Annotated in this window: 18 protein-coding genes; 12 read left to right on the plus strand and 6 right to left on the minus strand. The window is 67.2% G+C overall.

Annotation, left to right across the window (positions count from 1 at the left end; translation table 11 throughout):
• Positions 1-110 precede the first annotated feature (110 nt).
• Complete coding sequence (locus EDM04_RS15150) at positions 111-1,172, minus strand: hypothetical protein (RefSeq protein ID WP_241154940.1); 1,062 nt, start codon at positions 1,170-1,172, stop codon at positions 111-113.
• A gap of 132 nt (positions 1,173-1,304) precedes the next feature.
• On the opposite strand from EDM04_RS15150, the gene EDM04_RS15155 reads away from it, so the two are divergent.
• From EDM04_RS15155 to EDM04_RS15205, 11 genes are all read left to right on the plus strand, one after another.
• A complete protein-coding gene (locus EDM04_RS15155; protein ID WP_123623558.1) occupies positions 1,305-1,829 on the plus strand; it encodes a transcription factor in 525 nt (174 codons plus the stop codon).
• Positions 1,829-2,524, plus strand: coding sequence for a DUF2110 family protein (locus tag EDM04_RS15160; protein WP_123623560.1), 696 nt, complete (start codon positions 1,829-1,831; stop codon positions 2,522-2,524). Before EDM04_RS15155 ends, EDM04_RS15160 begins: the two co-directional genes overlap by 1 nt.
• Before the next feature lie 3 nt (positions 2,525-2,527).
• Positions 2,528-3,295, plus strand: coding sequence for a DUF5803 family protein (locus tag EDM04_RS15165; RefSeq protein WP_123623562.1), 768 nt, complete (start codon positions 2,528-2,530; stop codon positions 3,293-3,295).
• A 38-nt stretch (positions 3,296-3,333) separates the two neighbouring features.
• Entirely contained in the window at positions 3,334-4,029 is a 696-nt protein-coding gene (locus tag EDM04_RS15170) for a molybdopterin-binding protein (protein ID WP_123623564.1), read from the plus strand.
• Positions 4,030-4,256: 227 nt separating this feature from the next.
• Positions 4,257-5,384 carry an ATP-NAD kinase family protein gene (locus EDM04_RS15175; RefSeq protein WP_123623566.1) on the plus strand — a complete coding sequence of 376 codons (1,128 nt, stop codon included), beginning with the start codon at positions 4,257-4,259 and terminating at the stop codon, positions 5,382-5,384.
• Positions 5,385-5,591: 207 nt separating this feature from the next.
• Positions 5,592-7,814: a CDC48 family AAA ATPase gene (locus tag EDM04_RS15180; RefSeq protein ID WP_123623568.1), complete on the plus strand. Its 2,223-nt coding sequence runs from the start codon at positions 5,592-5,594 to the stop codon at positions 7,812-7,814.
• Between the two features lie 75 nt (positions 7,815-7,889).
• Entirely contained in the window at positions 7,890-8,423 is a 534-nt protein-coding gene (locus EDM04_RS15185; RefSeq protein WP_123623570.1) for a DUF5815 family protein, read from the plus strand.
• Positions 8,424-9,264: 841 nt separating this feature from the next.
• On the plus strand, positions 9,265-9,507 hold the full coding sequence (locus tag EDM04_RS15190; RefSeq protein ID WP_123623572.1) for a PRC-barrel domain containing protein: 243 nt from the start codon (positions 9,265-9,267) through the stop codon (positions 9,505-9,507).
• Positions 9,508-9,682: 175 nt separating this feature from the next.
• Entirely contained in the window at positions 9,683-10,495 is an 813-nt protein-coding gene (locus EDM04_RS15195; protein ID WP_123623574.1) for a manganese catalase family protein, read from the plus strand.
• A gap of 137 nt (positions 10,496-10,632) precedes the next feature.
• The gene (locus EDM04_RS15200) at positions 10,633-11,214 is read left to right on the plus strand and encodes a 20S proteasome subunit A/B (RefSeq protein WP_123623576.1); all 582 of its coding nucleotides are present in this window, start codon (positions 10,633-10,635) and stop codon (positions 11,212-11,214) included.
• Between the two features lie 61 nt (positions 11,215-11,275).
• Positions 11,276-11,815, plus strand: coding sequence for a metal-dependent hydrolase (locus EDM04_RS15205; protein ID WP_123623578.1), 540 nt, complete (start codon positions 11,276-11,278; stop codon positions 11,813-11,815).
• A 63-nt stretch (positions 11,816-11,878) separates the two neighbouring features.
• Here EDM04_RS15205 and EDM04_RS15210 read toward each other — a convergent pair whose 3' ends face one another.
• The 5 genes from EDM04_RS15210 to EDM04_RS15230 all read right to left on the minus strand — a co-directional run bounded on the left by EDM04_RS15210 (position 11,879) and on the right by EDM04_RS15230 (position 17,039).
• Positions 11,879-12,664: a YihY/virulence factor BrkB family protein gene (locus EDM04_RS15210; protein ID WP_164471146.1), complete on the minus strand. Its 786-nt coding sequence runs from the start codon at positions 12,662-12,664 to the stop codon at positions 11,879-11,881.
• A gap of 226 nt (positions 12,665-12,890) precedes the next feature.
• Positions 12,891-13,559, minus strand: coding sequence for a helix-turn-helix domain-containing protein (locus tag EDM04_RS15215; RefSeq protein WP_123623582.1), 669 nt, complete (start codon positions 13,557-13,559; stop codon positions 12,891-12,893).
• A gap of 420 nt (positions 13,560-13,979) precedes the next feature.
• Entirely contained in the window at positions 13,980-15,107 is a 1,128-nt protein-coding gene (locus EDM04_RS15220) for a glycosyltransferase (RefSeq protein ID WP_164471147.1), read from the minus strand.
• Positions 15,108-15,398: 291 nt separating this feature from the next.
• A complete protein-coding gene (locus tag EDM04_RS15225) occupies positions 15,399-16,226 on the minus strand; it encodes a hypothetical protein (protein ID WP_123623586.1) in 828 nt (275 codons plus the stop codon).
• Positions 16,227-16,265: 39 nt separating this feature from the next.
• Positions 16,266-17,039 carry an FkbM family methyltransferase gene (locus EDM04_RS15230; protein ID WP_123623588.1) on the minus strand — a complete coding sequence of 258 codons (774 nt, stop codon included), beginning with the start codon at positions 17,037-17,039 and terminating at the stop codon, positions 16,266-16,268.
• Between the two features lie 190 nt (positions 17,040-17,229).
• On the opposite strand from EDM04_RS15230, the gene EDM04_RS15235 reads away from it, so the two are divergent.
• Positions 17,230-17,994 carry an NAD(P)-dependent oxidoreductase gene (locus EDM04_RS15235; protein WP_123623590.1) on the plus strand — a complete coding sequence of 255 codons (765 nt, stop codon included), beginning with the start codon at positions 17,230-17,232 and terminating at the stop codon, positions 17,992-17,994.
• Positions 17,995-18,475 lie beyond the last annotated feature (481 nt).

Here is an 18,475-nt window from a genome sequence, read left to right on the forward strand (position 1 = left end):
GTTCTCGGTGGAGGCGCCCGAGGGGGGCGGAACGCTCCTCCGGATGGCCGTCCCGGCGAATCCCTGACGACGCGCTCCTGACGACGCGCCCCTGACCGTACCGGGCGAGTTCACAGCGCCCGCTTCGACCGGAGCCGGGCGAGCCGCGTCCGCGCCTCCTGCCGGCTCGTCCCCCGCACCCGCCCGGTCTCGGCGTCAGCCATCGAGACGAGCGAGAGCCGGTCGAGGAGGGGCGGCCAGTCGGCGGCGCCCGCGGCGTCGCTGGCGAACGCGACCGCGTTGCCGAGCCCGTCGCGCTCGGCGGCTCCGGCCCGCGCGACTGCCCCGTCCGCGTCCCGACGACCGCCGGCGACGTAGAACCGGTCGCCGACGGCGGCCGGGATCCACGCCGGCAGGAGCAGGGCCCAGAGCGCGACGCCCCCGACCGCGTACGCCCACGAGGGGATCCGGTCGCGCTCCGGTTCGTACCCGTGGATCCGGTTGACGCGTCGGTCCGCCGCGGTGCGCTCGCCGCGCCGCCCGACGAGCAGCGTCGCGAGGAGCGCCACCGTCTCGACGGCCCCGAGCGCCGGGAGCAGCGCGGTCGCGACGAGCGCCTCCCGGGTCCGGAGCCGGACGAGCGCGTGGCGGAGCGCCGCGTCGCGGTCGGCCTTCGGCAGGGAGAGCAGGCGGGTCGAGACGACGAGCCGCGAGCCGCGGTGACCGTCGGCGACGGCGACGTTGGCGGCGTCGGCGCGCACCACCGTCACCCGGGGGGCGTCGACGCCGACCTCGCCCGCGAGGGTCGCGACGCGGTCCGCGACGAAGTCGGCCGGGCGGTCGTCGAGTTCGGCCTCGGGGAGCCGGGCGATCCGGCGGTCGACGACGATGGGCCCGAGGAGCGCGGAGCCGCCGAGCCCGACGACGACGGCGGCGAGGAGTCCCCCGAGAGCCCCCGGGCCGGCCACGTCGAGGCCGGCCGGTCCGAGGAGTGCGGCGGCGGGGACCAGCGGGAGGGCGGCCAGCAGGACGGGGACGGAGAGCAGCGCGAGCGCGCCGGCGGCTCGGCGGACCCGCGTTCCGGCTCCCGAGGAGCCGGACCCGCCGGTCCCACTCGATACGTCCGACTCGCTCGACTCGTCCGGTCGCGCTGACGAGTCCGACCCCTCCCCCGTGACCCCGGTCGATGCCATACGACCGTGTCCTGTCACACGCCGGGTAAAGCTTTGCCGGAGGCGGTCGGGAGCGGGACCCCCGACAACCGCGGGCGGCGGTCACCGCTCCTTCCGGAGCTTTTAACCCGGTTCCTCCACCAGATCCACGTAATGGCTTTTGAGGATCTACTGAACGACCCCGTCATCCAGAAGTACCTCCACGAGCTGGTGGGGCCGACGGGGATGCCGGTCGCGGCCGCGCCGCCCGACGGCGAGGTCACCGACGAGGAGCTGGCGGAGGAGCTCGGACTGGAGCTCAACGACGTCCGACGCGCCCTGTTCATCCTCTACGAGAACGACCTCGCCACCTACCGCCGGGTGCGCGACGAGGACTCGGGATGGCTCACGTACCTCTGGACGTTCCACTACGACAACATCCCGGAGAACCTCGAAGAGGAGATGTACCGCCTGCTCGACGCCTTAGAGGAGCGCGAGGAGTACGAGCGCACCCACGAGTTCTACCTCTGTGAGGTGTGTTCGATCCGCTTCGAGTTCGGCGAGGCGATGGACTTCGGCTTCGAGTGCCCCGAGTGCGGCTCTCCCGTCGAGGCGATGGACAACGACCGGCTCCGCGAGGCGATGGGCCAGCGCGTCGAGAAGCTCCGTGACGAGCTCAACGCGGACGTGACGGGCTGATGGTCGTCCTCGCAACCAAGTGCTACGTCGAGGGCGACGCCCGCGACCGCGCGCTCGACGGCATGAACTCGCTGGTCGCCAACGACGTCGGCGAGCTCGACGTCGACTGGCACGTCGGCGTCCGCGACGACGACTTCGTGCAGGTGGACGTGAGCGGCGAGGACGCCGAGGTCGCCCGCAACGTCCTCGCGGAGACGTGGGGCGAGATCGTCTCCCACGACGAGGGGCTGGAGGCCGGCGAGGAGTACGTCGGGACCCTCGAGTCGTGGGACGACGACGGCTTCGTCCTCGACGCCGGCGTCGACGTGCGGATCCCGGCCGACGATATCGGCCTCGGCAGGGGCTCGCCCGAGCAGGTCGTCGAGCGGTTCGGGCTGGTTCAGCACCTCCCCGTCCGATTCGTCTACGGCGGCGACGTCGGCGACCCCGACTCGGAGCCGAGCCGGCTGGCGGACGCCGAGCGCGACCGCCTGTACGACTGGCAGCGCGGCGACGGTCGCCTCAACGTCAACTCCGCGACCCGCGGCGAGGTCCGAGCGACCGTGAACCGCGCGGGCCACGCGCAGGACATCGTCACCGTCGAGCGGCTGGGGCTCTTGGAACAGAGCGTCGTCTGCACCGAGGACACCGACCCGCCGGGGCTGTTGGCCGCGATCGGCTCGTACCTCCCGGCCGAGATGCGCTGCGTCGTCTGACCCGTGAACCGACGTTTCGCCCTCGCGCTCGCGGTCGTCGCGCTGCTCGCCGTCAGCGCCGGCTGTCTCACCTACGTCAACGACGGGGGCGAGGTCGCGAACGAGACGCTCGACGCCGAGCCGCCACACGCGTACGACTTCGAGACCGAGCGCGACGCGGCGATCAACCTGTCGACCGGGACGCGGTACACCGCGGTGTACGACGTCTCCGGCGTCGACGAGATACGGTTCTACCGGCAGACCCCGTACGCGGGCGACCAGCCCTTCGAGTTCGACGCGTTCCGGTACCAGTACCCCGACGGCGAGGTGGTGAACGGGAGCGAGTTCCGCGCCCGCGGCGGCGAGATCGAGCGCACCCCGGACGAGACGTGGGTCCGGTTCGGCGACGGGATGGAGGGCGGGCGGATGGCCCTCTCGGCGTCCGGGTCGCCCCGCCGGTTCAGCACGCTCACCTACGTCGAGGGGTCGTACGCGGTGACGCTCCCGCCCGGGTTCAGCACCGATATGCCGATCGTCGGGCACGTGTCGCCGCGCGGCCACGAGGTCGAGACGGTCGACGGTCGCGACCGGATCACGTGGGACTCGGTCACGAGCGGGTCGGTCGTAGTCCAGTCGTACCGCGAGACCGACCTGCTCGTCTTCGGGGTGATCCTCGCGATCGCCGCGGTCGCCGCGGTGATCGGGACCGCGTACTTCCGGCGACAGCTGGAGGAGCTCCGCGACCGTCGCCGAGAGCTGGGGCTCGGCGTGTACGAAGACGAGGACGAATAACTGACGCCCTTTTTCAGTGTGCGACGCCTTGTGCGGGTATGGACGTCGCAATCGTCACCGTCGGGGACGAGCTCCTCGTCGGTGACACCGAGAACACGAACGCGACGTGGCTTTGCGGCCGGCTCGCCGACCGCGGCGTGACGGTCCGGCGCGTGACGGTCGTCCCGGACGAGGTCGCCGAGATCGCGCGCGTCGTCAACGAGTACCGCGCGGAGTACGACGCCGTGATCGTCACCGGCGGGCTCGGACCGACCCACGACGACGTGACGATGGAGGCGGTCGCGGCCGCGTTCGGACGCGACCTCGCGGCCAACGACGAGGCCGCGGCGTGGCTCGCGGAGCGGGGGTACAGCGCGGGCGACCTCGTCGCCGAGACCACCCACCTCCCGGTCGGCTGCCGACCGCTTCCCAACGAGGAGGGAGTCGCGCCCGGCGCCGTCGTCGAATCGACGTACGTCCTACCCGGCGTCCCGGCGGAGATGGAAGCGATGTTCGAGTCGGTGATCGAGGAGTTCGAGGGGACCCCGACCCACACCGTCGTCGTCGACGTCGACGAGCCGGAGAGCGCGCTCTTAGAGCGGTTCACGGAGCTACGGGAGGCGTTCGACGTGACGGTCGGCTCCTACCCCGGCGAGAGCGTGCGAGTGAAGATCACGGCGCCGACCGCCGAGGAGGCGGAGCGCGCCGCCGAGTGGGTCCGGGAGCGGTCGGTGTTGGTCGATTCGAAGAATTGAGGAAGCGGTCCGAGACCGGAGACCTAGCGGTACAGGTACGCGAGCCACACCGCGGTGATCACGAGGCTCGCGACGAGCACGGCGGTCGCGGTCGCGTCGATCGGGAGCGGCTCGGTCGGGGCGGCTTCGAGGATCATGACTCGCGCTTGTTCTGGGGGCGTCTTAAACGTTGATCTTCCGGCGGCGAGACGCGTCCCGCTTAAGTCCGCGCCGCCGAAGGACCGGACATGCACGTCGGATTCGTGATGAACCCCGTCGCCGGAATGGGCGGCCGCGTCGGGCTCAAGGGCACCGACGGGAAGGTGGCGGAGGCGGTCGCGCGGGGCGCGGAGCCCCGGGCGCCGGACCGCGCGCGACGGGCGCTGGATCGGCTCGCCGCGGTCGCCCCCGAGACGCGCGTCTCGACCGCCGCCGACCCCATGGGCGAGCGGCTGGTCCGCGAAGCGGGCTTCGAGCCGGCCCGCGTGGTCGACCCGTTCGGCGACGACCGCGGCGACGGGGCGGACCCGCCTGGCCCCACGGAGACGACCGCCGAGCACACCGCGCGCGTCGTCGAGGCGTTCGCCGGGGGAGACGACGCCGCGGGCCCCGTGGACCTCGTTCTGTTCGTCGGCGGCGACGGCACGGCGACCGACGTGGCGACGGCGCTCGAACGGACCGGAACCGAGGTCCCGATGCTCGGCGTTCCGGCCGGTGTGAAGGTGTACTCGTCCGTGTTCGCCGTCTCGCCCGAGGACGCCGCGGAGGTCGCGGCCGCCTTCTCCCGGACCGAGCGCCGCGAGGTGATGGACATCGACGAGGACGCCTACCGGGAGGGCGAGGTCCACCCGGAGCTTCGCGCGGTCGCGCGCGTCCCGGTCGCCGACGACCTCCAGTCGTCGAAACAGACCGCGAGCGGGACCGTCGAGTCGCTGGCCGAGGGCGTCGCCGACGACATCCGCGCCCGCGAGGGGGAGGGCGTCACCTTCGTGCTCGGTCCCGGCTCGACGGTCGGCGCGATCAAGGCGGAACTGGGGTTCGAGCCGTCGCCGATCGGGGTCGACGTGTGGCGCGACGGCGAGGTGGTGGTCCGGGACGGGACCGAGCGGGAGATCCTCGACGCGCTCGGCGAGGAGAACGTGATCGTCGTCTCGCCGATCGGCGGGCAGGGGTTCGTCTTCGGCCGGGGAAACCCGCAGCTGTCGCCGGCGGTGATCCGGCGCTGCGACCTGCGGATCGTCGCCTCGCGAGCGAAGCTCGACGACGTGCGCGCGCTCCGCGTCGACACCGACGATCCCGACCTCGACGCGGAGCTCGCCGGCTGGGTGCGCGTCCGCGTCGGCAAGTTCGAGACGCGGATGATGAAGATCGCCTGAGAGACGGGAAACCGACGCCCCCGAACGCTCCGCGTCGACGGCGAAAACCCGCCCATGCGACGGCGTTTTAACCGCGGATGTTGTACCGTGCTATATGATGGCACAGATCGCCGCATCTCTCGAATCGCTCGGCGGAACAGGCGCCGACAGGGGCAACAGGCTTATTCCCGAACCGGGTGCAGTTAGGGACAACCCCCGCAGGGAATTATGAACGAAGTCCAACTCGAAGTGGCGAAGGCGTACCCGAACGACTCGGGTCGCGGCATCGCCCGACTCGACCCCGACACGCTGTTGCACCTCAAGCTCTCGCCCGGCGATATCATCGAGATCGAGGGCGCGGAGACGACCGCCGCGAAGGTCTGGCGCGCGGACCGTCAGGACTGGAACACCGACACGGTCCGCGTCGACGGGTTCACCCGGCAGAACGCCGACGTGGGCATCGGCGAGCGCGTGACGATCCGGAAGGCGGAGGCAGAGAAGGCCGACAAGCTCGTGTTGGCCCCGCCCGAGGAGGCGTCGGTCCAGTTCGGTTCCGACGCCGCCGGCATGGTGAAACGCCAGATCCTCAAGCGCCCGGTCGTCGAGCGCGACATCGTCCCCGTGATGTCGTCGACGAACCACCCGTTCATGCGGTCGCCCGGGCAGGCGATCCCGCTGATCGCGGTGGAGACCGAGCCCGACGGCGTCTGCCTGATCACGGAGGACACCGAGGTCGAGCTGCGCGAGGAGCCGATCTCCGGGTTCGAGAAGACCGGCGGCGGGATCACCTACGAGGACATCGGCGGCCTCCAGTCGGAGATCCAGCGCGTCCGCGAGATGGTGGAGCTGCCGATGAAACACCCGCAGATCTTCTCGAAGCTCGGGATCGAGCCGCCGCAGGGGGTCCTCCTGCACGGCCCGCCGGGCACCGGGAAGACCCTGCTCGCGAAGGCGGTCGCCAACGAGACCTCGGCGTCGTTCTTCTCGATCGCCGGCCCGGAGATCATCTCGAAGTACTACGGCGAGTCCGAACAGCAGCTCCGCGAGATCTTCGAGGACGCGAAAGAGGAGAGCCCGAGCATCATCTTCATCGACGAGCTCGACTCGATCGCGCCCAAGCGCGAGGACGTGACCGGCGAGGTCGAGCGCCGCGTCGTCGCCCAGCTGCTGACGATGATGGACGGGCTGGAGACGCGCGGACAGGTGATCGTCATCGGCGCGACCAACCGCGTCGACAGCGTCGACCCCGCGCTCCGCCGCCCGGGTCGGTTCGACCGCGAGATCGAGATCGGCGTCCCCGACGAGGTCGGTCGCAAGGAGATCCTCCAGATCCACACCCGCGGGATGCCGCTCTCGGACGACGTGAGCTTGGACCACCTCGCCGACGAGACCCACGGGTTCGTCGGCGCCGACATCGAGAGCCTCACCAAGGAGGCCGCGATGAAGGCGCTCCGACGGTACCTCCCCGAGATCGACTTAGACGAGGAGGAGGTGCCGCCGAGCCTCATCGACCGGATGATCGTCAAGCGCGACGACTTCTCGGGCGCGCTGAACGAGGTGGAGCCGTCGGCGATGCGCGAGGTGCTCGTCGAGCTGCCGAAGATCTCGTGGGACGACGTGGGCGGCCTCTCCGGCGCCAAACAGCAGGTCCAGGAGTCGGTGGAGTGGCCGCTCACCTCGCCGGAGAAGTTCGACCGGATGGGCGTCAGCGCCCCGAAGGGCGTGCTGCTGTACGGCCCGCCCGGCACCGGGAAGACGCTGATGGCGAAGGCGGTCGCCAACGAGACGAACGCGAACTTCATCTCGGTCAGGGGCCCGCAGCTGCTCTCGAAGTGGGTCGGCGAGTCGGAGAAGGCGATCCGACAGACCTTCCGGAAGGCCCGGCAGGTGAGCCCGACCGTCATCTTCTTCGACGAGCTCGACAGCCTCGCGCCCTCGCGGGGACAGGAGATGGGGAACAACGTCTCCGAGCGCGTCGTCAACCAGCTGCTCACCGAGCTCGACGGGTTAGAGGAGATGGGCGACGTGATGGTGATCGGCGCCACCAACCGCCCGGACATGATCGACCCCGCGCTGCTTCGCTCCGGCCGGTTCGACCGGCTCGTGATGATCGGCCAGCCGGACCAGGAGGGCCGCGAGCGGATCCTCGAGATCCACACGCAGGACACGCCGCTCGCGCCCGACGTGAGCCTCCGCGAGATCGCGGAGATCACCGACGGCTACGTCGGCTCCGACCTGGAGGGAATCGCCCGCGAGGCCGCCATCGAGGCGCTGCGCGACGACGACGACGCGGAGGAGGTCGAGATGAAGCACTTCCGCCGCGCGATGGAGTCGGTGCGCCCCACGATCACCGACGACATCCTCTCGTACTACGAGGAGGTCGAAGAGCAGTTCAAGGGCGGCAGCGGCAACGCGATCCGCGACACCGGCGGCCGGATCGGATTCCAGTAGGGAGGCCGCCTCCGCGGCGCTCCGCTACCCGTCCCGTTCCGCGCCTTTTAACCCCGACAGCGACCAACGGCGGGTATGTCCCAGCCGCGCGTCCCCGGCGGTGACGAGAACACGCTGGAGCTGCCGTGCGGGCAGACGATCGCGTCCGGCGAACTGGACCTCGGGATGCGCGAGTTCGAGTGCGACTGCGGCGAGACGCACGCGGTCGTGATGGACGTGCATCCCCCCGAGCGGTTCCTCCCTGACTTCTTGGTCGAGGTGCTCCGCGAGGCGATCGAGACCACGAGCGAGGAGATGCCGGAGTTCGACACGCCGCACCTGCTCGGCGTGGTCTTGGAGGAGTTCCCGGAGGCCGTCGTCGCGCACGACGCCAGCGAGAACGCCGACGTGGGGTACGCGATGGCGTGGGTGACCGACTTCGACTCCCGCCGGCTCCACGAGATCGTCGTCGAGCTCGTCGTCGAGCTGATGGAACACGCCGTGAGCCACGCCGACGACGACGAGGCCCTCTCGGCGTTCGAACGAGAGATGGTCGAGTTCGACGTGAGCGAGTTCGTCGACCAGTACCGCGCCGAACGCGACCTCGAGGCCGAGGACCCGTACGCCTGAGCGCGGCGTTCGGGGCCTCGGTCTCCTCGAACCTCTCTCGGTTCCGATCGATACCGTCGCCGTCCAGTCAGTCCGACGAGCCCCCGGCTCGAGCAAGGGTGGTCGACACGATCAGCCAGACAAATATATACAAAATCGGGTACTTAGAGATTATTATAACTATACGTATGTTTTGAGAGCGGCCGGATCAACGGCGAGCCGGTCGGAGTCGGCGGAACGTCTGGAAGGGCGTGCCGTGAGAGACACGCCCTAATCGACGAGAAGCGGTGTGCCGACGGCGCGGTGTTCCTCGCCGAGATCGCGGAGACCTACCGGCGGACCACGCGGTAACTGGCGGCGAACCCGAGAACGATCGAGAAGAGCCGGTCGGACGAGTCGATCGAGGCCGCGATCGGGTTCCGTTCGGCAAACGCGGGTGCAAGTCTGCGAGAGCCGTCCGTTCGGGCGGTCTCGACACACGAACCGGTGACCGATTCGAGATGCCTACACACCTGCGAAACCGGTCCGCACCCGAATTCTGTCAGGAAAGCGGCCGGCGGAGCCGTCGACGCGTTCGACGGGCTCGGTAGCGCCGAGGCCTTCTCCTCGAGAACCGCTCGGAGGGAGCGCGGGTTATCCGACTACCTATCTGTTTCAAATACTACTACGATTACTTATATATCTGCGTCAGGATCGGTTTACATTCGTCGCCGGTTGGCGAAGGCGAGCTTCAGTCCCACGACCGATAGCCTACCCGGTGCCCGCAGTGAGGAGAGCGAACGGTACCACGACGCGACCCGCTGATGTCATGCTTTCACGAGCAAGGTGTGCGCTTATCTGCGTTTCCTCACGTGGTAGTGGTATGGACGAGACGACGTACACGGACGAAGAAGTCGGAAAGCACGTCGTGACCGCCGACGGCGACCGCGTCGGAACCGTCACGGCGGTTCGACACGGGACGCCGTACATCGATCCCGACCCGGACGCGTTCGATCGGATCAAGGCGGCGATGGGCTGGGAGGACGTGAACGACGACGCCTATCCGCTTCAAGAGGGGGAAGTGGACGAGATCACCAACGAAGAGATTCGGCTGCGCCAGTTCTGACGCCCGAGATGCCGTCGAGGCTCTGATCGGGCTCCAGCCGATGTTACCGTCAGTAACGTTCGCCCCGTCTTGAGCGACGAGACCCGGCTGACGGGCGTGACGCTCGGGATAGCAAAAGTTCCCGGCATGCGCAAGCAGGACGCTATTATCGGCCTCTGACGTTACTGCCCATGCCGTGTTCTACCACGACAACCAGCTCCAGTTCGAGGTCGAAGTCGAGAACCCCGACCCCCGGTTCGCGAAGATGCTCCAGCAGGCCATCGGCGGCGCGGAGGGAGAGATGCGCGTCGCCTTGCAGTACATGTTTCAGGCCTTCGCGATCCCGGCCGAGAAACGGGAGATCAGGCAGTTCCTGATGGAGACCGCGACCGAGGAGCTCGGCCACATCGAGATGCTCGCGACCGCGGTCTCGAAGAACCTCGAAGGGGCGTCCGAGGAGGCCCGCGAGGCCGCCCGCGAGGACGCCGTCGTCGACGAGATGATGCGGTCGGGCCAGCCGCGACAGGCCCTCTCGGCGGGGTTACACGCGATGCCCGTCGACAGCAACGGCGTCCCGTTCACCGGGAACTACGTGGTCGCCTCCGGGAACCTCGCCGCCGACCTGTACGCGAACGTCATGGCCGAGTCCACGGGACGCGTGCTCGCGACCCGGCTCTACGAGTTCACCGACGACCCCGGCATGAAGGAGATGCTGGAGTACCTCATCGCCCGGGACACGATGCACCAGAACCAGTGGCACGCCGCCTTGGAGAGCCTCGGCGAACACCGCCCCGTCCCGGCGAGCTTCGATCAGGAGAAGGAGAATCAGGAGTACAACTACTCGTTCATGTCCACCGCTCGCGAGGAGCGGCCCGACCCGGAACAGCCGTGGACGCAGGGCGAAGCGCCCGACGGGAAAGGGGAGTTCAGCTACACGCCCCGTCAGCCCGGCGGTGGCAGCCCCGATCTCAAAGAGATGATAGACGAGATGTACAACGAGGTCCAGTGACCGACCGAGAGCACCCGACGTTCCGGTCATCCGGGTTCCGTCCATCGCTCTCGAACGGTCCCCGATCCCGTATCTCCGCCTCCCCCTGCACACGCAGGCCACGATATTAATGGGCTGAGGGCAGTCCTCAATGAGTGATGAGCACTGTAGTAGCGATCGAGACGCCGACAGGGGTGGCTATCGCCGGGGACACTCGGCTCGTCGACGGCGACGCGGTGTCGTCGGATCAGTTCCGGCGCGTGTTCGGCCTCAAGGGCGTCGGCGTCGGCGTCGTGGGTGAATCGGGGGCGGTTCAGCAGTTCCGCCGTCAGTTCGAGGTCAAACTCCGAGATCGGGGGCTGCGGAGCGAGAAGACTCCCGATATCGACGTCATCGCTCGCATCGCGGCCAGGGAAGCGGAGGACGCTGGCGTCGACGCCGTGATCGGCGCTCGCGACGACGACGGGACCGCGACCCTGAGAGAGGTCGCCTCCGACGGACGCGTACTCGAGGGGGGCGAGGTCGCGCTCGGTTCCGGAAGGGAGATCGCCATCGGATTGCTGGAGGCGCTCGACGCGGACGAGGCGGCGAACGACCCCGCCGCCGCGGTGCGAAACACGCTGGAGACGGTGACAGAGCGCGACGTCAACACCGGCGGCGAGATCAACGTCTGGACTCTCGGGAGCGCCGACCAGATCGAAAAGGACGTGCGCCGATCCGAGGACGGGGCGGAACGGTGACTCGTCGTTTCTCGCGGACCGGCCGGCGACCGGAATCCACTACGATCGGAGCGCCCCACGCATGGTAGACGTGAGCGGCCACCTGGGCATGGCGCTGCTCTGGCTCGCGCCGGCGTGGCTCGTCCTCGACCACCGGGGAACGGCGGCGGCGTTCGTCCTGTCGGGCGTCCCGTTCGGAATGTTACCGGACATCGACTTGGTGCTCGAGGGGGTCGTTCCGACCGTCAAGCACCACGGGACGATCCACACCGTGCTCGCGGTGACGCTCATGGCCGCGGTCATCGCCCCCGTCGTCGGAAAGATATTCGAGAAGATCGGTGACGAGACGGCCTGGCTGTCCCCCCAGGCGGTGGACAACAGCGTCCGCCTGGGCTTCCTGGCGGTCTGGATCCCCGGAATCGCCCACCTCTTCGCGGACATCCTCTCGGCGCCGGACATCGCCGATTCCATCGAACCGTTCTGGCCGGTGTACCCGAGTTCCCTCGGCATCGACGTCGTCTGGTACAACGATCCCCTCGCCAATTGGGGATTGCTCGCCGCCGGCGTCCTCGTCAACGTCGGGCTGTACCTCTACGTCGACGATCGACGGCCGTCGGAGTGAACGGATACTACCGGGACCCGACAGGGATTCCCGCGGGCCGGAGCGTCGTTCGCGTTCGGGATGTCACCGAGCGCTCGACGGCTCGGCCGAGGCGGAAGACCGGCCGCCCATGAGCACGATGTTCGTGACCGCCCCGATCAGGATCACCAACGCGCCGAAATAGAGGAACGTGATCAGGAGTATCACGCCGCCGACGACGCCGTACAGCGCTTGGGTCGACGAGTACGCGACGTAGATCCCGAAGCCGGCGTTGAGAACCGCCCACCCGACGGCCGCGACCATCGTCCCCGGAAGGATCATCTTGAGGGACAGATCCACGTCGGGAAACACGTAGTAAATGGGGAGAAACACGACCGTGAGACCGACGATCAACAACGCCCCCCTCACCAGCCCGGGCAACGGGAGGTTCGGGACGAGATGGAGGAGCAGTCCCGCGCCGACGACGACGACCAGCGCGATCCCCAACGACACCAGTACCACGATCCCGTCTTTGAGTTGATTGGGGAGATCGTTTTTCCACTGGGTGTCGTAGATGGCCGAGAAGGCCGTGTCGAGCGCCCGGAAGACCCGAAGTATCCCCCAGAGGAGCACGAGGGACCCGAGGATCGAAAGCCCGGTCTGACTGCCGGCTTGGTTGATACTGTCGACCAAGAGGGACTGTCCGCTCGGCGTGAGGTAGCTCTCCGTGACCCGCTGAACCTGATTCACCAGCACTTCGCCGCCGAGCACGGACGCCGCGATCGTCAACAGCAGCACGAGCGGAAGCAGCGAGACGAACGCCGAATACGCGATGCTCCCCGCCATGAACGGGACGTTCTTCTCCTTCGATTCGCGAGCGATTCCCCGCACTACGTGGACCGCATTTTCGGCCGTGTGAGTGTGTCGTGAACCCATATTCGATAGTTCCCTCTAATTCGCGACGTACCGACGGTTTCTGCTGTGTGAACGCTTCACGAGAGATCGGCGGCGTAACGAGACGGGAGCCGGTAACGAGACGGGAGCCGGAGTCCTTCGGAGCGGGCCCGCGACGTGAGCGCGACCCGACCGTCGCCTTCGGTGACGGGGAGAGCGACGGTCACAGCCGGCTTTCCACTCCGGCCGTCGTTTCCGAGAGCATCTGCTCGACGAGGTGGGAGTGGCCTCGCCGGAGGCGTTCGGACACGGCCTGGTGAGACACGTCGAAGCCCGAGGACAGCTCCTCTAGCGTCGTGCCCCGCGGAACTTTGTAGTAATCCGCCTCGAACGCTTGGGTGATGGTGCTGTGTTGCGTCGGCGACAGCCCCCCCTTGTTGTCCTCCGGACACGACAGGTTGCCGATACGTGACAGCGACGGGCTGATGCCGTCGTCACACCACGCTTGGAAGGTCTCCGACGCCGTCTCGCGGTCGGGAAACAGGATCTGAAACTCCCAGTGGTCGGACATCCCCTGGACGTCGAGCACCGAGCCGTCGGTCTCGGCGAACTCGTCGATGAGACGCGCCGCGGACGCCGTCCAGTCGACTTCGTACAGGGCGCGACTCCCGTCTATGGACAGGCGGCGCACGCGTTGCGTGGACGGGTCGTCCTGTAGGGAGGTGTCCAGTTCGTCCGGTTCGCTCGTCGACGTCCAGAGGAAGGGCATCGTGCTGTTCGAACTGTGGATGGCGGACTGAAGGAACTCGAATTCGACGTCCGGGACCTGCTCGACGGTCTCTTCCAGAATGAACCGGTCAGTTGGGACGGTGGCAACTACAACGGTTTCCATGTCCGTTTGATTTCCGTGTGAGGGCTTTAATATAAGCCGCGTAGGCGCGCCGCCGGTCGCGGCTCACTGGCGGGTTAGCGATCGATTCCTGTAACCGGGCGAACACGGGTCGAACGCACACCCGTTCGCTCACGTATCGCTCTGTTAAATCCGGACAATCACCCGAAGTAACGTCGTTCGTGGACGCCCTCTCCGAGGCCACCAACGGCGGTGTCGCTCTGCTTAACACGGACAAAGGTCATATTTAGCGGTACTCGCGCGGATCGCATCGCTCCGTTCCGAACCCGTTTGTCGCCTCACTCTGCGCCAGTGCGGTTCGCCGATTGCGACCCGATCGTCGGTCAGCGAGCCGGGCGGCAGTCGACCGTCCGATTCGGATGTCGCGCGTAACGTTCGCGACTCGTTCGGGCGTCCGGCGAACTACGCCGACTCGACGGACGGTTCGAGCTCGCTCTCCGCGTCGGGTTGCACGCGATCGTAGATTCGACGGTGATCGGTGCCGACCTGCTCGAAGCTGTTGGCCCGTTTGTACTGGGCCATGACGTCGGCGAGCTTCGTTCGGCGGCTCTCGTCTTCCATGAGCTGTCGGACGCGCTCGGCCACCTCGTCGGCGTCCGAGACGTCGACCGTCTCCGGTGTGCCCCACGCCCCCTCGATCCGTTCGAAGTACTCGGCGTCGCTGGCGAGGACCGGAAGCTCCTGTGTCGCACACGCGTTGAACGTCCCGCTCTGCGTCACGACGCGGTACGGAAGCACGGCGAGGTCGGGCGCTTTGAGCGCGGCCCAGTAGTCGTCGTCGTCGAGGACCCCCGTGACCGTCACGTTGTCCGGCGCGTCCGCTTTAATCTGTTCCGCGAACTCGAAGTCCTCGCCCTTCGGGCGCGCGCCGCCCGCGATCATGAACTCGTACTCGGGGAGTTTGGACGCGACCTCGAGGAAGATGTCGTGGCCCTTCGGCGGGCGGATAAATCCGGGGATGGCGACCACGGGCTCGTCCGGGTCGTAACCGAACCGTCGCTTGGCTTCCGCCTTCGACAGATCGGGCGAGACGTCGGTGTTCACGCCGTGTGAGAGCAGGCTGTACTCGTCCGATTCGAGCGCGATGTCCCCCTGGAACTTCGAGGCGCAATCGGGCGCCAGGAAGATCAGGTGCGCCGAGCAGACGGCCAGGAGCTTGTGCATCAACAGGAGGTAGAGCCTCACCGAGAACGGCGCCTCGTCCGGCTCGAAATCGAGCACGGAGTGCATCGTCACGACGATCGATTTCGACCGGAGCGCGCACGCGACGTAGAGCACCGGGAAGAAGAGGAGGCCGAGCACTCCCGGATACTTGCTCCCCTCGCGGCGAAACAGCCCGTACTCGTGTTGGACGTGAACCACGTCCCCGTTCCCCCGTGCCGCGCGTACCGCGAGCTGGAGGAAGGCGGGTATCGAGCGATCGTCCTGTGGGATCTCCACGGTGTCCGCGCTGACCGCCCCGATCCCCTTGATGAGGTCCCGCGCGTACGTGCCGATTCCGCAGGACCCGTCGTCGGGCGTCGCTACCATCGTGATACGCTTCAGATCGCTCCGGCTCGATCGCGATACCGTCGGTTCCTCCGCCGGAGCGACCTCGGACTCGCGCCGCTGTGCCGGCTTGCTCATGGCTTCCGTTCGCGCGACCGTTCGTCTTCGCTGACCTGTGAGCGACCCTGAACGTGCTCGGCGACCTGCGAGTGTCTCTGACGGTGCATCATTGGTGCATCGCCGCAGGGCCCATTAGTTATAATTCACACAAACGGGCACGTCGCGGGATCTGGCCCCGACGGCACTCAGTGAACTGATCGTTTCACGGAACCGTCATTCCCTTTTGAAGGCCGACGCCGATCCGTTCGTGAGGCCGACCGAGACCGATCCCGCGGTCGATCGGCCGACCCTCTCGATGTTGCTCCCGAGGAACGCCGCGTCGATTCGCGTCTCGACGGGCGCCTCGTGTCGCCACAGGGTTCCGTGGACGTTCGCGCCGTAGAGCATCCCGAATCGGTTGATGCCGCTATTTTCGCCGACGATCCTGACCCCGTCGGCGCAGGCCTCGACGTTGAGCCACTCTACCACGTTCGCCATCGAGTACCCCCGGAAATCCATCGAGAGGCCCTCTCTACTGCTGACCGACCCCGTGATTCCGCCGAACTGGAACTGTCTGAGTTCGAGCGCGGTGCCGCCGTCGCAGTTGTGAACCCCGAAGTGGCGGCTGTTGAGGACGTGATTGAGTCGGCAGGCGGCGGTTCCGTCGGGGGAACCGTTGTTCGTCGCGAACGAGAGCCGACAGCTGTTGTACGCGTCGGTGCACTCGTCGTTGCCCAGCCGAAAGAGGACGCCGTCGCGGGCGCCTTGGAACCCGACGCCGGTGATCTCGGTGTAGAACATATCCCCTCCGTTGGAGTCGAGGATCGAGAAGCCGTCGCCGACGCCCGTGCCGAAATCGAGGACGCTCGCCCCGAGCCCCGCACCGCGGATCGCGAAGTTGTCGCCGAGCGACTCGTAGTCGGCGAGGTCGACGGTCGTCGGTTCGCAGTCGTGGACTCCCGGCGGGACCCAGACGATGCCGCCCCGCTGCGCGTCGAGGCGTCGGAACGCGTCGGTCCAGTCGCCGTCGCTGAGCGTAACGACACCCGGTATGTCTTCCATGGCGGTAGCATCCCGGGACGGGTGAAGACTATACGGTGCTTATTTCGGAGAACCGGCCGAAGGAGGCGTCGTCGCCCGCAGAAACTCCGTGTTACCTCGCTCTCTCAGCGTCGTCACTTCGAACCCGACGTCCGTCAACCGCGAGACGACGCCGTCGACGCCGACGTGGTCGGTGTGGACCTCGACGAAGAGCTCTCGGCACGCTGAGAGCGTTTCCTCGCCCCCGTCGAGGACCTCTCGTTCGGCGCCTTCCACGTCGATCTTGGCGACGGCGGGCCGGGGGAGGTCGTTCTCTCGAACGACCGCGTCCACTCGCGTCACGGCGACGTCGGCGACGTCGGTCGCGTCGTCGACCGGTGCGACAGAGAACTCGCCGGTTCCGAGCTCGTCCGGGGACCGACGCGGGTGGGTCAGCGACGCGGTCCCCTCGTAGTCGGCGACCGCCATCTCGAACGCCGTAACGTCGATATCGTTCAACTCGGCGTTTTCGCGCAGCCGAGCCGCCGTCTCCTCGTGCGGTTCGAACGCCACGACGCGGTCCGCGTGCTGACCGGCGAAACACGTGTACACGCCGACGTTCGCTCCGATATCGTAGAACACGTCGTCGGGGGATATAGACTCCACTACCGCTTCCAAGATATCCGTCTCGTACATCAGCGTCCGGATCCGTCGCTGCTCTCGGTCAGTCTCGGCGTGAAACACCGCTTCGGTCTCGTCGACGGTCCGATCGAGCGTCTCTCCTTTTACGGGCGATTCCGGAATCCGGTCGTCTGCCGCCGTATTGGAGTCTCGATCAGAGGAGGACGAGTCCATGACGAGAACGTCAACGGTGTCCCGACGGTTTGTTAGACGACGAGTATTTCGGAAATAGCGTCTTACTCGGAGAAAGTGTGGATCGGCGGTGTATTCACGGGGAGCGCCGCGATCGGTTCGACACGCGGACGGGCATACGGACGCACTGACACACCGGCAAGTTACGGTGCTGGAACGGTATCGGCTCGGTATGCACGTCGCGATCACTGGGGCGGCCGGTAAGGTCGGCCGCGTCGCCGTCGACGCGTTCGACCGGGACGAACTCACGCTGTTGACGCACCGCGAACACGAGGAGATGGACAGCGACCTGCTCGACGCAACGGACAGAGAGGCCTTCGTCGACGCGCTCGACGGCGTCGACGCGCTCGTCCACCTCGCGTGGGTGACGGAAGACGGGTCGGAGTGGGGGGAAGGGGGCGAGGAGGCGAACCTCCGGATCGTCGCGAACGCGATGGCGGCCGCCCGCGAGAACGACCTCGACCGGGTCGTCGTGGCCAGTTCGGCGCACGTCCACGGGATGTACAACCGCGACGACCCCTCGGCGTTCGAATCGACCGTCGAGAGTCCCACGACGGTCGTCGACACGGAGGCCCCGCCGCGCCCGGACTCCCACTACGGCGTCGCCAAGGTCGCCACCGAGGCGCTCTGCTCGTACACCGCCGACCGGTACGACCTCGAGGTCGTCGTCGTTCGCATCGGATGGCTGCTGTCGCGCGAGGGCCTGCGAGACCTGGGGCCGGAGCCCGCCGACCGTCACCGCTTCGCCCGCGCGATGTGGCTCAGTCACCGAGACTGTCGGGCGCTGTTGCGCGCGGCCGTCCGGACGCCGATCGACGGCTCGCCGGTCGTCGCACACGGGATCTCCGCCAACGGCGACAGATACCTCTCCCTCACGGAGACGATGCAGCGGCTGGAGTATCGACCGCGGGACGATTCCGCGGATGTCCTCGACTAGGGGCCGAGCGCGGTCCGCGCGGAACGCTACTGCGACCCTGGCGCCAAATGAGCGAACAATTCGGGGCGGGCAACGACGTCTGCACAGAGAGTTCAACGCAACACCAACGAGAAAAATAGTATTAATAGCGCATAGAGGGTGTGACTATTCACCATTACAAAAGTACGTCCGTAATTGAGTGACTGCTTATTTACGATATTTGGGTGAATGCATTTCAAGTGCGAGGGCACTCGACCGGCGCTTAGATCGGAGTCCAGCTGCGCGACGGGAGTGAGAGACCGATACCGAGCGACGTTAATAAGCTACTAATGACGTTCGACGATTTCGTCGACGAGTAATACACCGGGTGTTTCCCCGCTGATCGAGTTATCCGCTACATTCCTATTTATTAAATTATGTTTCTGGGTATCGGTATTCGTGTTCGCGACGCGACCCGGAGGTGCACTGTACTATCGGGTGCACGCGAGGGACACTCACGCAG

The organism is Halorubrum sp. CSM-61 (assembly GCF_003781945.1).
Lineage (GTDB): Archaea > Halobacteriota > Halobacteria > Halobacteriales > Haloferacaceae > Halorubrum.